Genomic DNA, 14,466 nt, shown 5'->3' on the forward strand with positions numbered 1-14,466 from the left:
ACGTGGCAACCACCGCAGCATCCCGGACGGCGTCGTGTCGCACGCTGAGCCGCACCGGCACCACCGAAGGGGTGGGCCCGACGCCACATGGACTCCCTACCGGGCATGTGAACGTTCCAACTACGCTGCCCCCCATGCCGAAGCGTGTTGCGATCCTGACGGCCGGCGGATACGCCCCGTGCCTGTCCTCCGCGGTGGGGGCACTGATCGAGACCTACGACGCCACCGACCCCGACATCGAGCTCATCGCCTACCGGCACGGCTACCACGGGCTGCTGACCGGCAACAGCGTCACGGTCGGTCCCGAGGAGCGCGCCGGCGCCGCGCTGCTCCACCGGTTCGGCGGCAGCCCGATCGGTAACAGCCGCGTCAAGCTGACCAACGACGACGACTGCCGCCGTCGCGGGCTCATCGGCGAGGGCGAGACCGCCCTCGAGGTGGCCGCCGCGCGGCTGCAGGCCGACGGCGTCGACGTGCTGCACACCATCGGCGGCGACGACACCAACACCGCGGCGGCCGACCTGGCGGCGCACCTCGAGGCCCGGGGCTCGCACCTGACGGTCGTCGGCCTGCCCAAGACCATCGACAACGACATCGTCCCGATCCGGCAGAGCCTCGGCGCGCTGACCGCCGCCGAGGAGACCGGGCGCTTCGCCCGCAACGTGCTCGCCGAGCACGGCTCCAACCCGCGGATGCTGATCGTGCACGAGGTGATGGGCCGCGCCAGCGGCTGGCTCACCGCGTCGGCCGCGCGCGCCTACATGGCCTGGCACGCCGAGCAGGACTGGCTGCCCGGCATCGGCCTCGACCCCCGCACCTGGGCGATCCACGCGGTCTACGTGCCCGAGATCCACATCGACCTGGCCGCCGAGGCCGAGCGGCTGCGCGCCGTGATGGACGAGACCGGATGCGTCAACATCTTCCTCGCCGAGGGGGCCGGCATCGACGACATCGTCGCCGATCTCGAGGCGACCGGGGAGACGGTGGGCCGCGACCCGTTCGGCCACGTCAAGATCGACACCATCAACCCGGGACAGTACTTCGCCGACCGCTTCTCCGAGGCCATCGGCGCGGAGAAGACCATGGTGCAGAAGTCCGGCTACTTCTCCCGCTCCGCGCCGGCCAACGAGACCGACCTGGCGCTGGTTCGCGAGATGGCCGAGCTGGCCGTCGCCTGCGCCCTCGAGGGCCGGGCGGGCGTCATCGGGCACGACGAGGACCGCGGCGACGAGCTGCGCGCCATCGAGTTCGAGCGGATCGCCGGCCACAAGCCCTTCGACGCCTCGCAGCAGTGGTTCACCGACCTGCTCGCCGGGATCGGCCAGGCCTGAGCTCGGTGCACGTGGCTAGGCCGTGTCCGGCTCCGCCTGCTCGGAGCGGTCGGTCACCCGCCGCCCGGCGGCCGGCAGCACGCGCGGCAGCCGCTGGAGGTAGGCCGCGCTGACCACGGCGACCAGCGCCAGCACCCACCACAGCGTGGTCTGCCCCTGCGCGAGCAGCCAGGTGAACGCGATCGGGGTCACCGCTCCCCCGATGCCCCAGCTGAGCTGGAACAGCCCGAGGTAGCGGCCCCGGAGGTGGTCGGGGGCGGCCTCGGCGGCCGTCGCGCTGAACACCGGCCCGCCCACGAGCTCGCCGCTGGTGTAGACGGCGGCGCCGACCAGCATGGCCACGACGGCGAGCCACACCGGCAGCCAGCCGGCGAGGACGAACAGTGCGTAGCCGACCACGAAGACGACCTGGGCCAGGCCCATCATCCGGGCCCGGACCTGTCCGTTCATGCGGCGTACGACGAGTCCCTGGCAGAGCCCGACCATCGCGGTGTTGAGGGTGAAGATCGCCCCGACCACCCAGCCCGGCAGGGCGATCGTCTCGGCGACGTAGACCGGCAGCGCGAAGTTGAGCACCATCATGCCCGCCACGAATCCGAGCTGGCCCGCCACCAGGCGCAGGTAGGCCCCGTCGCGCAGGACCACGCCCCAGCCCTCGACCGGTGCGTCGTCGGCGTGTGCGGCGCGGTGGTCGGGCACGTCGAGCAGCAGGACGAACGCCAGGACGAAGGTCACCGCGTTGACCACCACGACCGACTGGTAGGCGAGATCGGTGCCGATCTGCAGTGCCAGCCCGGCCAGCACGCCGCCGACGGAGTAGCCGAGGTTGCGCACCGCCTGGAGGAACCCGAACCACACCTCCCGCTCCCCCGGCGCCGAGATCGCGGTGACGACGTTGCCGAAGGACCCCCAGAACGACTGGCGCCCGAGGTTGAGCAGGGTGGTCCACAGCGCCACGGCGAGCAGCGAGTCGGCCCACAGGTAGGCCACCATGCCGGCGGCCTGGACCAGGTTGCCCGCGAGCATCATCCGGCGCGGGCCGAACCGGTCGACGAGGGCGCCGATGACGAAGGCCCCGGGCATCGTCAGCAGCGCCGAGATCGACAGCGCCGACCCGACCTGCACGAGGGACAGGTCGGTCATCGCGATGAAGTAGAGCAGCGTGATCGGCATGAACAGCCCACTGCCCACGGTGTCGGCGACGATCGCGGCCACGAACCTGCGGTGCTCCCCGACGTGGGGGAAGCCGAGACGGGTCAGCACGTGCTCACACTAGGGTCGGGCCATGACATTCTCGATCGTGGCTCGGTCCGACGACGGTGAGTCGTGGGGCGTCGCGGTGGCCTCCAAGTTCCTGGCCGTGGGTTCGGCCGTGCCTGCGGCCGCCGCGGGCATCGGCGCGGTCGCCACGCAGGCCGACGCCAACACCTCCTACAAGTACCTCGGCCTCGCCCACCTCGACGACGGCGCGACCGCCCAGGTCGCCCTCGACCGGCTGGTGGAGGACGACGAGGACCGCGAGCACCGGCAGGTCGGCATCGTCGACTCCGACGGCAACGCCGCGACCTTCACCGGAGCCGAGTGCTTCGCCTGGGCGGGCGGGACGACCGGACGCAGCGGTGAGCGGGGCGGCTACGCCATCCAGGGCAACATCCTCACCGGACCCGAGGTGGTGGAGGCGATGGAGCGGGCGTGGATCGGCGCCGAGGGCCGCTCGCTCGAGCGCCGCCTGCTCGCCGCGCTGGCGGCGGGCGACGAGGCGGGCGGCGACAGCCGCGGGCGCCAGTCCGCGGCGCTGCTCGTCGTGCGCGACGGCGCCGGCTACGGCGGCCACGACGACGTCGCGGTGGACCTCCGGGTGGACGACCACGCCGACCCCGTCGCCGAGCTGACGCGTCTGGTCGAGCTCAACGAGCTCTACCTGACCGCCTCGACGCCCGAGGAGCAGGTGCCGGTCGACGACGCACTGATGATCGAGCTCGAGTCGCTCGCCAAGGCGGAGGGCAAGGACAGCTTCCGGGAGTGGGTCGGGTCGGAGAACTACGAGATGCGCGTCGCGCCGGGCCTGCGGCCGGCCTGGATCGACCGTCGGGTGCTCGCGATCCTCCGGGGCGACGCGCAGTGAGCATCCTGGCCATCGACGCCGGCACCACCGGGGTCACCGCCGTCGTCGTCACGCCCGACGGCCGGATCGCGGCCACGGGCTACCAGGAGTTCCGGCAGCACTTCCCGCGGCCCGGCTGGGTCGAGCACTCGGCCGAGGAGATCTGGCAGGCCACCATCGAGGCGACCCGCGAGGTGCTCACCAAGGTCGACCAGTCGGAGCTGACGGCGATCGGCATCACCAACCAGCGCGAGACGATCGTGCTGTGGGACCGCGAGACGCTCGGCTCGCCGCGGCGGGCGATCGTGTGGCAGGACCGGCGCACGGCAGACATCTGCGACCGGCTCCGCGCCGAGGGCCACGAGGACCGGGTCGCCGAGCTCACCGGCCTGCGCCTCGACCCGTACTTCTCCGGCACCAAGCTGACGTGGCTGGCCGAGAACGAGCCGCACACGTGGGCGCTCGTCCAGTCCGGCAGGTACGCCGTCGGCACGGTCGACTCCTACCTCATCGCCCGGATGACGCGCGGCACCTGGCACGTCACCGACGTCTCCAACGCCTGTCGCACCCTCCTGCTCGACCTCGAGTCGGGCGAGTGGTCCGACGAGCTGTGCGAGCTCTTCGGCGTCCCCCGCGACGCTCTGCCCGACCTGGTGCCCAACTGGGGCGAGATCGCACCGACCGACCCGGCCACCTTCCTCGGCCTGTCCCTGCCGATCGCGGGGGTCGCGGGCGACCAGCAGTCCGCGCTCTTCGGGCAGACCTGCTTCGACGAGGGCGAGTCCAAGTGCACCTACGGCACCGGCTCCTTCGTGCTCACCAACACCGGCAGCACGGCCGTGCGCAGCGACGCCGGCCTGCTGTCGACCGCGGCCTGGCGCTCCCCCGACGGTGGGCTGACCTACGCCCTGGAGGGCGCGATCTTCGTCACCGGAGCGGCGGTGCAGTGGCTGCGCGACGGGTTGCAGATCGTCGGCAGCGCCGCCGAGACCGCGGCCGTCGCCGCCACCGTGGACGACTCCGACGGCGTGGTCTTCGTGCCCGCGCTCACGGGGCTCGGGGCACCGCACTGGGACCCGCACGCCCGGGGCGCCATCCTCGGCATCACCCGCGGCACCACGCGCGCCCACCTCGTGCGCGCCACGCTCGAGGGGATCGCCTTCGAGGTGCGCGACGTGCTGGAGACCCTGCCCGAGCTCACCACGCTGCGCGTCGACGGCGGCGCGGCGGCCAACGACTTCCTCTGCCAGCTCCAGGCCGACCAGGTGGGCCGAGCCGTGGAGCGTCCGGAGATCGTGGAGACGACGGCGCTGGGCGCCGCCTTCCTCGCCGGGCTCGGCACCGGGGTGTGGGACTCGACCGACGAGCTCCGCGCGACGTGGTCGCTGGACCGCCGCTTCGAGCCCGGCGGCGACCGCGGCGCACTCGACGCGGCCTACGCCAGGTGGAGCGAGGCCGTGGAGCGGTCGAAGGGCTGGGCGAGCCTCGGCTGAGCGCCCGTCAGCCCGTCAGCCCTTCAGCCGCTCGCGGGCCTCGCGCGCCGCCTCGACCTCGGACCTGGCCTCGTCGACGGCCTCCTCGACCTCGGCCTGCGCCGCCTCGGCCTCGGCGAGTTGCTCGTCGACCTCCTCGAGGGTGTCCTCGAGCGTGGCGATCCGCCCGCGCAGCTCGTCGATCTCGGACTGGACCTGGAGCGTGCGCGCCTGCAGCTTCTCGACCGACCGGCGGGCCGCCCGGTGCTCCTTCTCGTGGTCCTTGAGCGCGCTGCGCGCCTCGGCAAGCCGCTCGTCGGCCGCCGACCGCGCCTTGACGTCGGCGTCGGGGTCGGGGACGACGTGGAGCTGCGGACGCTGCGTCGGGTCGGGACCCGGCGCCGGGCGGGCCTTCGCACTGAAGCCGAGCGCCTCGGGCACGGCCACGGCGCCGCCGAGGTCGAGGTCGCCCAGCCCGGTCGCCGACAGCGCGCTCACCAGCAGGCCGCTCCGTACGGCGCGCGCGGCATCGGGCTCCAGCATGGCGGCGGTGAGGGTGGCCTCGACCTGCTCGGCCACCGACTCCGTCGTCCGCACCCCCTCCTCGCGCGCCATCCGCCGCGCCGCGGTGGTGACCGACGCGGTCAGCTGGCGGCGCTGCTTGGTGAACTCGCGCAGCTGGGTGGCGTCGAGGTTGTCCTGCGCGTCGCGCAGGGCCTCGCCGACGGCGAGCACCTGGTCGACCTGGTCGGGGTCGCGGCGCACGAGCAGGTTGACCACCCACGCCGCGACGGACGCCTTGCGCAGCCCCTTGATCGAGGCGGCGAGGTCCTTGTCGGCCCTGTGCTCCTTGACGAGCGCGTCGCGCGCGGGCGTGAAGTCGGCGAGGGGCAGCGCGTAGAGGTCGTCGGCGATCTCCAGCAGCGGGTCGGCGTCCGGCATGCACCGATCCTAGGGAGCGGCGTACTCCACCTCGGTCGGATGGGGCGGCCAGGGGCACTCCTGGGTGACGCCGCTGGGTGCCCAGCCGAGGGACTCGTAGAGCCGGCGCGCCCTGGCGTTGGCCTCGAGGACCCACAGCCGCCGGGCTCCCGCGGCCTCGGCGCGGAGGAAGCCCTCCCTGCCCAGCCCGGCGCTCCAGTGGTCGGGCCGCACCGCCAGGTGCCGCAGCGTGGAGCCGTCGTGGGCGGCGAGGGCGACCAGCCCCTGCCCGTCCTCGACGACCTCGACGCTCACCTCCGGGTCGTCGAGGAGCAGCACCCAGCGCGCGAGCACGTCGTCGTCGGGGTAGGGCAGCTCGCCGAACACGTGGGCGAGCCCGACCTGGCTCGCGACGCGCTCGAGGTCGCGCAGCGCCACCGCGTCGTCCGCGGTCGCCCGCCGCCACTGCGCCGCGCTCACGGGCGACCCGCCTCGTCCCAGGCCCGGTGGGCGGCCCGGGTGCGCTCCCACAGCGACGCCCACTCGTCGTCGGAGACGTCGTCGACCGCGAGCAGCAGGTCGTCGACCAGCGCGCCGCGCCACTCGGCGTACGACGTCAGGTCGCGCTGGTCCTTCCCACCCGGGGTCATGACCTGGTGCACCAGTCCCCGCACGGTGCGCTGGTGCGCCCCGTCGATGCGCTGGGCGACGACGACGCGGCGGAAGGGCGAGTCCGGGCCCCGGCTCAGGGTGTCGTGCGCCGCCTCGACGGCCTCGGCCGAGTGGTCGCGGGACGTGACGACCAGGCCCCGCAGCACGCCGCCGGGCAGGTGCCGGTAGGTCCAGGCGGCCGGCCCCGTCGGGCGCCCGGCCGCCTGCGCGCCGTAGCCCGCTCCGATGCCGAAGGACCACCCGTCGACCACGTGGTCGCCGCGCACCAGGGGCAGCGGCTCGGCGAAGCCCTCCCCCAGCCCGGCGTCCGCCCACCAGTGGCCACCGGGGTTGTCGTCGGCGGGCAGCCCGGACACGACGAGGACCAGATGGTTGAGGGCGGTGCCGAGCTGGTCCTCGGGCCGGAACCAGACGTGGCCGTGGCGACGACTGACGGCGAACCCGAGCCGCTCCAGGAGCCAGCCGAGCGCGCCGTTCTGCTGGAAGCAGTAGCCGACCCGCCGACCGCCGGCGGCACGCGCGGCGGCCGCGACCGGGTCGACCGGGTCGGGACGGCCGAGCATCGTGGAGAGGTTGTCGTAGGGGATCCGGGCGACGTGGGCCCGGTGGAGCTCGCGCAGCCCGGCCAGCGTCGCGGGCGGCGCGGCATCCAGCCCGAGGCGCGCGAGGTAGGCCCCGACCACGGTGTCGTCGTCCACGCTGCTCCTCGCTCTCGCCCACCCGGCCACCGGGCGCGCGACGACCGTAGCCCGTGGCCCCGCGCGGCGCGGCGCATACCCCATATCGGGGTTGAGCCGCCCGGCCGGCCGGTGTTCAGGTGAGGACGGTCTCCCGCTCGGGACGCCGGGCTGTGGGGATGTGGTGGGGATGCGTCGACGACTCCGTGCGCTGGTGGCGGCAGCCTGGCTGCCGGTGGTGCTCGGCCCGCCCGCGAGCGCCGACGCGCCCGCGCCCGTCCCCGCCCGGGTCACCGTCATCCAGGCCGTGCCCGGTGCCTCGGTCGACGTCTCCGTCGACGGGCGCGAGGTCGCAGCGGGGGTCGCCGTCGGCGACGTGCTCGGCCCGTTCGACCTGCCGTCCGGCGACCACGAGATCAGCTTCCGCGGCGACGGCGTGCGCGTCGACTCGACCCTGGACGTCGGCGCCGGCGAGGCCAGCGACGTCGTCCTGCACCTGCCGGCCGAGGTGGGCGGCGACCCCGTCGTCCACTCCTACGCGGCGCCCGCCGGCCCCATCGGCCCCGGCAAGGCCCGCGTCCTCCTCGCCCACACGGCGACCGTCGCCCCAGCCGACGTCGAGGTGGACGGGCAGACCGTCTTCACCAACATCGCCAACGGCGAGTTCGCCGACGCCGACGTGCCGGCCGGGTCCATCGAGGTCGCGCTGCTGCCCTCCGGGACGGACGCCGACCCCATCCTCGGACCGCTCGAGGTGACGGTGGAGCCCCGGACGCTCTCGATGATCTACGCCTACGGCAACCCGCGCGACGGCTCGATGAACGTCATCGCGCACACCGCCCGGCTGGCACCCGACGGGAGCGTGCGCCCCTCGCGCATCGAGACCGGCTCGGCGGGGCTGGCGCACGACCCGGTCGCACCGTTCGGGGCCTCCGCCGCCGACCCGGCCGCCTCCGGTCCGTGGCCCGCTCCGCCACCCGGTCCGTCACCCGGGGCGTGGTCCGCCCTCGCCGTGGCAGCGCTGGTGGCGGCAGGGCTCCTCGTGCGCGCCCGGCGCCCCCGCGCCTGCCTGCGTCACCCGCGAGCCCGCACCTCCGCGCGACCACCCGTGGGATGACCCGCAGCGCACCGGGGATCCTGGTCTCCGCCGGTCTCCTCCTCGCCGCCGCCGGGTGCGCCGGGACCGGCCCCGCCGCGACCCCACCGGCGGCCGACGAGCCGACCACTCAGGCCGCGGACCCCCGTCCCCAGCCGGTCCTCCCCGCTCGCCGGGCGCGATCGGAGGTGTCTCCGCGCCGACCGGCCAGCGCCACGCTCCCCAGCGGACGCGTCGTCCCCGTGACCGCCGCGGGCACCACCGGCGCCGGCGTCCTCGACGTCCCCGGCGACGTCGACGTCGCCGGATGGTGGCGCGGCGGCTCCCGGATCGGCGACCCGTTCGGCTCGATCCTCCTCGCCGCGCACGTCGACTCGTGGACCGAGGGACTCGGACCGTTCGCCGAGATGCTCACGACCTCGGAGGGCGCGCGGGTGCGGCTCGAGGCCGACGGCCTCCGGCAGGACTTCGAGGTGACGTCGCGGCGGCTGGTGCCGCAGGGCGGCCTCGCGGACGACGCCTGGATCTACGCCGCGGCCGGCGATCTCCGGCTGACGCTGGTCACCTGCGCGCCGCCCTACGACGCCGGCCGCGGCGGCTACCAGAACCTCGCCGTGGTGAGTGCCCGGCCGATCGGTCCCCCGGAGACGACATGAGCCCGAAGAAGCCCTACCAGAAGCGCCTGCCCACCGTGCTGCCGCCCGCGCCGCGCCGTCCACCCGAGCAGCAGGCCTCCGCGCGGCGCGCGCCCCGCCCGGCAGGACCCCGTGCCGCCGCACCCGCCTCACCGGCGCCCGCACCCGCCCCCGCCGCTGTCCCCGCCCCTCCTCCCGCTCTTGTCCCCGCTCTTGTCCCCGCCCCTGTCCCCGCCGCTCCCCCCGCTCCTGTCCCGGTCGCCGGCCCGGACCGGCCGAGCCGGCCGGACCGCCGGACGCCCCTGCTCGTGGCGCTCGCGCTCGCGGGGGCCCTCGGAGGCGCCGTCGGGGTGTGGCAGGTCGTCGGGGTGGACGGGTCGTCGCGCCCACCGGCGGCCGCCCTGCCGATCGACGGCTGGCCCGCGGCGGGCGAGTCGCGGGCCGTGACCGAGGTGCGCGCCGACGGCGACCTCGAGGTCACGCACTGGATCCACTCCGACCTCCCGCTCGACGAGGTCGGGCTCACGCTGCCGGACCTCGACGGGGCCGTCCAGATCGCGGCGGCCGACGTGGAGGTCGTCGCCGACGGTCGCACCGCAGCCGGGCCGCGCGTCGTGCCCGCGGGCGGGTCGTCGTACTCCTTCGCCGAGGCGACGCGCATCCAGGTGCGCTACCGGCTCACGGGTGCGGTCGAGCGGAGCTCGTCGGCCGACGGCCGCGGGCTCGCGACCACGACGTCGCTCGACGTCACCGCGACCCAGGCGCGCGACGTGCGGGTGGTGCGGTCGCAGGAGGTGCTGTCGCTGGCGTGTGCCGCGCCCGACCGCCGGCCCACGCCGTGCGGCACCTCGGGCGGGGTGTCGGGCGGCACGGACCAGTGGCGCGTCGAGCTCACCGGGGACGACCCCGTCGACCGGGTGCTCGCCGTGGTGACGATCCCGTCCTGAGCGGCGCGATCAGGACTCGTCGAGCCCGTTCTCGATGGCCCACCGGGTCAGCTGCACCCGGTTGTTCATCTGCAGCTTGCGCAGGGTGTTGTGCACATGGTTCTGCACGGTGCGGTGCGAGATCACCAGGCGCCCGGCGATCTGCTTGTAGCTCATGCCGGTGGCGACCATCTTGAGGATCTCGGTCTCCCGCTCGGTCAGCTGGTCACGCGGGTCGTCGGCGGGGCCGTCGGCGATGCGGCGGAACTCCCCCAGCACCAGCCCGGCCAGTCCGGGGGTGAACACCGTGTCGCCCTCGGCGACCCGGGCCACCGCGTCGATGAGCTCGGCGCTGGAGGCCGACTTGACCAGGTAGCCGGTGGCACCGGCCTTGACGGCGTCGAGGACGTCGGCCTGCTCACCGCTGGCGGAGAGGATCAGCACGCGGGCCGCGGGGTCGTGCTCGAGCATCATGCCGGTGACCTGCACCCCGCTGTGGTCGGGCAGCTGGAGGTCGAGGACCACCACCTGCGGCGCCGCCGCGGGAAACCGGGCCATCGCCTCACGCCCGTTGGCGGCCACCGCCACGACCTCGTGCCCGGCCGCCTGCAGGTCCCGCTCGACCGCGTCGCGCCACATGGGGTGGTCGTCGACCACCATCACCCTGACCATGCGTCCCCCCTCCGAGAGCTGGGCAGGAGACTAGACCAGTCAGGCGCCGGGCGGGACGTAGCGACCGCGGCGGTGCGCCAGGGGCTCGTCGTCATCGCCGACCACCACCTCGTCGAGGGTGCAGGTCACCAGCCGCGACCACCCGGCCTCCGCCCGGGTCTCGACGCTGACCAGGGCCCAGGTGCCGGCCCGCGCCAGGCGCGGCCCGTGGGAGGTGTCGACCCAGTCGGCCATCCGCCACGGCCCGCCGGGCGCGGGGGCGGTGCCGGCGAAGGCGTCGGCGAGGCCGCGGTCGTCCCACGACAGCAACTGCACGACGCCCCGTCCCGACTCGAGCAGCAGCTCGGTGAGGTCGGCGTCCGGGTCGAGCAGCGCCACCACCCGGCCGGGCTCGCCGCCCGCCACGAGCCACGACGTCACCGTCAGGCCGGCCCGCTCCGCGTCGTCCCCGGCCGTCCACAGCGAGACGGACCCACCGAGGCGCCCGCGCAGGCGGCGTACGGGGTCGTCCGGGGTGGGGAACGGGTGGCCGGCGTGGATCGTCACCCGCCTCACGCTAGCGGCACCGCCAGCTCCCACGCGGTGCCCCACTCTCCGCTCTGCACGGTCGCGGTGCCGCCGAGCGCCTCGACGCGCCCGCGGATCGACGACGCCACGCCCAGGCGCCCCTCGGCCTCCGCCTGGTGGAGCCGACCGGGAGCGATCCCGGGACCGTCGTCGCGCACCGAGATCGTGATCGCTCCCGGCCCGGCCTCGGCCAGGACCCACGCGGTGGCGTCGGGGCCGACGTGGGCGAGCACGTTGTCGAGGCACGCCTTGACCGCCGCCACGGTCGCGGCCACCACGTGGGCGTCGACCGGCACGGCGCCACCGGGGGTGGCGACCTCGACCCGCACCGGGTGCGCGGTGGCCATGGCCTCCAGCGCGCCGGCGAGGTCGACCAGGTCCCCGGCCCCCGCCGGCACGGTGTCCTGCTGCCGGATGAGCGAGCGCAGGCCGCGCTCCTGCTCGCCCGCGAGCCGGCCGAGCTCGGCCCACTGTCCGCCGCTGGCCGCCCCCTGCCGCTGCACCATCGCCAGCACCTGCAGGACGCCGTCGTGGACGGCGCGAGCCAGGCGCGTGCGTTCCTCCGCGGCTGCCGCCGCCCGCTCGGCCTCGTCGCGCTCGCGCGCCATGCGCTGGAGCGACTCGCACAGGTAGCCCACGATCGGGCCGCCGATGACGACCAGGAAGACGTTGCCGTAGTTGCCCTGGTCGACCACCTGACGGGGCAGCAGGTCCGCCACCGACAGCACGACGGCGGCCACGAGGCCGCCCTTCCAGTGCCAGTGGATCGCCCACGCCAGCAGGGCGCCCATCACCCAGAAGCCCGGCAGGGTCGCGAGGAAGCCCTCCGACTTCAGCCACGGCGTGACCGCGATGGCCGCGACGGCGATCAGCAGGTCGGCCACCAGCAGGGCCGGCGTACGGGTGGCGGGACGGCCGTAGAGCCAGATCGCGACACCCGTCCACACGACGAGGCCCAGCACGACGGCGAGGGCGACGTCGGGGTGGGCGAAGCTGTCGCGGCGGTAGGCGTTGAGGCCGACCATGTTGACGGTGACGACCACCCGCACGAGCGCGAGCGCCGAGTAGAGGCGGTCCTCGACGGCGAGGGCGGAGTCGGCCCGCGGGTGCACCGGCAGCGGGCGCCGCAGGAGGCTCAGGACGCCTTCCGATCGGGCTGCCCGGGCCCGTCGTCCGACTGCTCGCGCGCCGCCTTCTCCCGCTCGGCCTTCTCGCGGTCGGCCTGCTTGGCCCTCTCCTTGTCGAGCTCCTTGGCCTTGCTCGCGTAGAGGTCGACGTACTCCTGGCCGGAGAGCCGCATGATCTCGTACATGATCTCGTCGGTGATCGAGCGCAGGATGTAGCGGTCGTTCTCCATGCCCGCGTAGCGGGAGAAGTCGAGGGGCGCGCCGAAGCGCACGACCGGGCGCGTCCAGGTGCCATAGACCTTGCCCGTGGGCGCAACGACGTCGGTGCCGACCACCGCGCACGGGATGACCGGGGCGCCGCTCTCCAGGGCGAGCCGGGCCACCCCGGTCTTGCCGCGGTAGAGCCTGCCGTCGTGGGACCGGGTGCCCTCGGGGTAGATGCCGAAGAGGTCGCCCGCGGCGAGGATCCGCATCGCCGACTTCATCGCGCCCTCGGCGGCGTTGGCGCCGGATCGGTCGATCGGGACCTGTCCGGCGCCGGTGAAGAACTTCTTCTGGAACCAGCCCTTGATGCCAGGGCTGGTGAAGTACTCCGCCTTGGCCACGAAGGTCACGCGACGGTTGAGCGTGAGCGGCATGAACAGCCAGTCGGCGTAGGAGAGGTGGTTGCTCGCGATGATCGCCGGACCCACCTCGGGCACGTTGTCCACCCCGTAGACCTTGGGCCGGAAGACGAGTCGCAGGACCGGCCCGAGGGCGATCCACTTCAGGAACCAATAGAGCACTGTCCGAGACTATCCCTGCTGCTGGGCGGTGACCCGCTCGATGAACTCGGCGGACTCGGCGAAGATCCGCGGGGCGTCGTGGTCGAGGGTGGCGACGTGGTAGCTGTCCTCCAGCACCCGCTCCTCGAAGTCGGTGGACGACAGGCCCGCGTGCAGGGCGCGCGAGCTCGCGATGTCGACCACGTGGTCCTCGGCCGAGCGGAAGAACAGCACCGGGACGGCGATCCTGGGCAGGTCGCGGCGCAGGTCGGCGTAGCCGGCGAACATCGACGCGGCCGCCCTCAGCGGCGTGGTCGGGTAGCCGTGCTCGTCGGCGCCCGGCTTCTTGATGTCGTTGGCGATGCCCGGCATCCCCGGGAGGACGTGCTTGAGCAGGGGCAGCAGCTTGACGTCCTTGCGCAGCGTGTCGACCGCGGGGTTGACGACGACGATCCCGGCGAGGTCCTCACCGTGGTCGGCGGCGAGTCGCAGGCACAGCGCACCGCCCATGGAGAGCCCGACGGCCACCACGGCGTCGTTCTCCGACGACAGCTTGTCGAGGGCGCCCTCGACGGTCGCGACCCAGTCGGCCCAGGTGACCTTGTTGAGGTCCTGCCAGCGGGTGCCGTGACCGGGGAGCAGCGGCATCTCGACGGCGTAGCCGCGTGCCGCGAGGTCCTCGGCCCACGGTCGCATCGAGACGGGGTTGCCGGTGAAGCCGTGCTGCACGAGCACGCCGATGCGCCGTCCGCCCGTCAGCTCGGGCCGCGCAGGCGTCGACATCGGCGCGACCCGCTCGGGGTCGAGGAGCGGGGCCCGGGTGCCCGGGAGGGGGAGCTTCACGCGCACAGTGTGCACCAGCCCGGCACGGCCGCACCCCGGACGCGTCGGAGCGCCGCACCGGTCGTCCGGCGGAGGGTCCCCGAGCGACCCCGCGACGTGGAACCAGTCCCCCGCTACCGTGGACCGTGTGAGTCGCCCGGAGGACGAGAGCCGCACCGAGCTCGCGTGGCGCGAGATCGTCGCCCACTACGGCGAGCGCGCCGTCCTCGACGACCAGGCGCGCTCCTCGCCCAGCGCCGACGCGCCTCCCACCGACCGGGTCGAGGAGCCGAGCGACGACGCGGCGGGTGCCTCGGCTGACGACCCCACGGTGCCCCCGTCGGACGAGCTGTCGGACGAGCTGCCCGAGCACCTGCGCGACGTCGACGAGGTCGAGCGTCGCGAGCAGGCGATCGCCCGGGCCGAGCAGTTCAAGCCCCCTCCCGCGCCGCCCTTCCCCGTCCCGCGCACCTGGCAGCGGGGACTCGCCTGGGCCGGGGTGTTCGTCTCACCGGTCGTCGCCCTCGTCATCGGCCTGTTCTCCTTCTACGTCGCTCCCCTGGTCGGCTGGGCGCTCGTCGGCTGGTTCGTCGGCGGGTTCGTCTACCTCGTCCTCGACATGCCGAAGGCTCCGCGCGATCCCTGGGACGACGGCTCGCGCGTTTGAGCGCCGGTCACGA

General features: G+C 74.4%; 16 protein-coding genes. 7 read left to right on the plus strand and 9 right to left on the minus strand.

Features of this window, described 5'->3' with window-relative positions; all coding sequences use genetic code 11:
• Positions 1–134 precede the first annotated feature (134 nt).
• Entirely contained in the window at positions 135–1,331 is a 1,197-nt protein-coding gene (locus AC54T2_RS17960) for a pyrophosphate--fructose-6-phosphate 1-phosphotransferase (protein ID WP_489974649.1), read from the plus strand.
• Between the two features lie 15 nt (positions 1,332–1,346).
• Here the strand turns inward: AC54T2_RS17960 and AC54T2_RS17965 are convergent, their stop codons facing one another.
• Positions 1,347–2,594: an MFS transporter gene (locus tag AC54T2_RS17965; protein ID WP_496666858.1), complete on the minus strand. Its 1,248-nt coding sequence runs from the start codon at positions 2,592–2,594 to the stop codon at positions 1,347–1,349.
• A gap of 22 nt (positions 2,595–2,616) precedes the next feature.
• On the opposite strand from AC54T2_RS17965, the gene AC54T2_RS17970 reads away from it, so the two are divergent.
• On the plus strand, positions 2,617–3,456 hold the full coding sequence (locus AC54T2_RS17970; RefSeq protein ID WP_186341037.1) for a DUF1028 domain-containing protein: 840 nt from the start codon (positions 2,617–2,619) through the stop codon (positions 3,454–3,456).
• A complete protein-coding gene (gene glpK, locus AC54T2_RS17975; protein WP_186341036.1) occupies positions 3,453–4,928 on the plus strand; it encodes a glycerol kinase GlpK in 1,476 nt (491 codons plus the stop codon). The genes AC54T2_RS17970 and glpK overlap by 4 nt, the downstream gene beginning before the upstream one ends.
• Before the next feature lie 15 nt (positions 4,929–4,943).
• On the opposite strand, the gene AC54T2_RS17980 is transcribed toward glpK, so the two are convergent.
• The 3 genes from AC54T2_RS17980 to AC54T2_RS17990 are packed head-to-tail and all read right to left on the minus strand — an operon-like array spanning position 4,944 to position 7,198.
• Positions 4,944–5,849 carry a hypothetical protein gene (locus tag AC54T2_RS17980; protein ID WP_186341035.1) on the minus strand — a complete coding sequence of 302 codons (906 nt, stop codon included), beginning with the start codon at positions 5,847–5,849 and terminating at the stop codon, positions 4,944–4,946.
• A 9-nt stretch (positions 5,850–5,858) separates the two neighbouring features.
• Positions 5,859–6,308 (minus strand): GNAT family N-acetyltransferase, encoded by a 450-nt coding sequence (locus tag AC54T2_RS17985; RefSeq protein WP_186341034.1) that lies wholly within the window; start codon positions 6,306–6,308, stop codon positions 5,859–5,861.
• Positions 6,305–7,198, minus strand: coding sequence for an arylamine N-acetyltransferase family protein (locus tag AC54T2_RS17990; RefSeq protein WP_496666859.1), 894 nt, complete (start codon positions 7,196–7,198; stop codon positions 6,305–6,307). Before AC54T2_RS17990 ends, AC54T2_RS17985 begins: the two co-directional genes overlap by 4 nt.
• A gap of 169 nt (positions 7,199–7,367) precedes the next feature.
• On the opposite strand from AC54T2_RS17990, the gene AC54T2_RS17995 reads away from it, so the two are divergent.
• From AC54T2_RS17995 to AC54T2_RS18005, 3 genes are all read left to right on the plus strand, one after another.
• Positions 7,368–8,294 carry a DUF4397 domain-containing protein gene (locus AC54T2_RS17995; RefSeq protein ID WP_496666860.1) on the plus strand — a complete coding sequence of 309 codons (927 nt, stop codon included), beginning with the start codon at positions 7,368–7,370 and terminating at the stop codon, positions 8,292–8,294.
• Positions 8,291–8,929, plus strand: coding sequence for a class F sortase (locus AC54T2_RS18000; RefSeq protein ID WP_496666861.1), 639 nt, complete (start codon positions 8,291–8,293; stop codon positions 8,927–8,929). The genes AC54T2_RS17995 and AC54T2_RS18000 overlap by 4 nt, the downstream gene beginning before the upstream one ends.
• A gap of 287 nt (positions 8,930–9,216) precedes the next feature.
• Entirely contained in the window at positions 9,217–9,855 is a 639-nt protein-coding gene (locus AC54T2_RS18005) for a hypothetical protein (RefSeq protein WP_496666862.1), read from the plus strand.
• Positions 9,856–9,864: 9 nt separating this feature from the next.
• On the opposite strand, the gene AC54T2_RS18010 is transcribed toward AC54T2_RS18005, so the two are convergent.
• From AC54T2_RS18010 to AC54T2_RS18030, 5 genes are read right to left on the minus strand one after another with little or no spacing between them, the layout of a single operon-like run.
• Positions 9,865–10,506, minus strand: coding sequence for a response regulator (locus AC54T2_RS18010; RefSeq protein ID WP_186341029.1), 642 nt, complete (start codon positions 10,504–10,506; stop codon positions 9,865–9,867).
• A 39-nt stretch (positions 10,507–10,545) separates the two neighbouring features.
• Positions 10,546–11,052 carry a flavin reductase gene (locus AC54T2_RS18015; RefSeq protein ID WP_489974657.1) on the minus strand — a complete coding sequence of 169 codons (507 nt, stop codon included), beginning with the start codon at positions 11,050–11,052 and terminating at the stop codon, positions 10,546–10,548.
• Positions 11,053–11,057: 5 nt separating this feature from the next.
• Positions 11,058–12,185, minus strand: coding sequence for a MacS family sensor histidine kinase (macS, locus tag AC54T2_RS18020; protein WP_496666863.1), 1,128 nt, complete (start codon positions 12,183–12,185; stop codon positions 11,058–11,060).
• A gap of 23 nt (positions 12,186–12,208) precedes the next feature.
• Positions 12,209–12,985, minus strand: a complete 777-nt coding sequence (locus AC54T2_RS18025; RefSeq protein WP_186341027.1) for a lysophospholipid acyltransferase family protein — start codon at positions 12,983–12,985, stop codon at positions 12,209–12,211.
• A gap of 9 nt (positions 12,986–12,994) precedes the next feature.
• Positions 12,995–13,807, minus strand: a complete 813-nt coding sequence (locus tag AC54T2_RS18030; RefSeq protein ID WP_489974659.1) for an alpha/beta fold hydrolase — start codon at positions 13,805–13,807, stop codon at positions 12,995–12,997.
• A 127-nt stretch (positions 13,808–13,934) separates the two neighbouring features.
• Between AC54T2_RS18030 and AC54T2_RS18035 the strand changes: the two genes are divergently transcribed.
• Positions 13,935–14,453 carry a hypothetical protein gene (locus tag AC54T2_RS18035; protein ID WP_489974660.1) on the plus strand — a complete coding sequence of 173 codons (519 nt, stop codon included), beginning with the start codon at positions 13,935–13,937 and terminating at the stop codon, positions 14,451–14,453.
• Positions 14,454–14,466: the final 13 nt, after the last annotated feature.

Source organism: Nocardioides sp. Z35_8 (assembly GCF_059621125.1).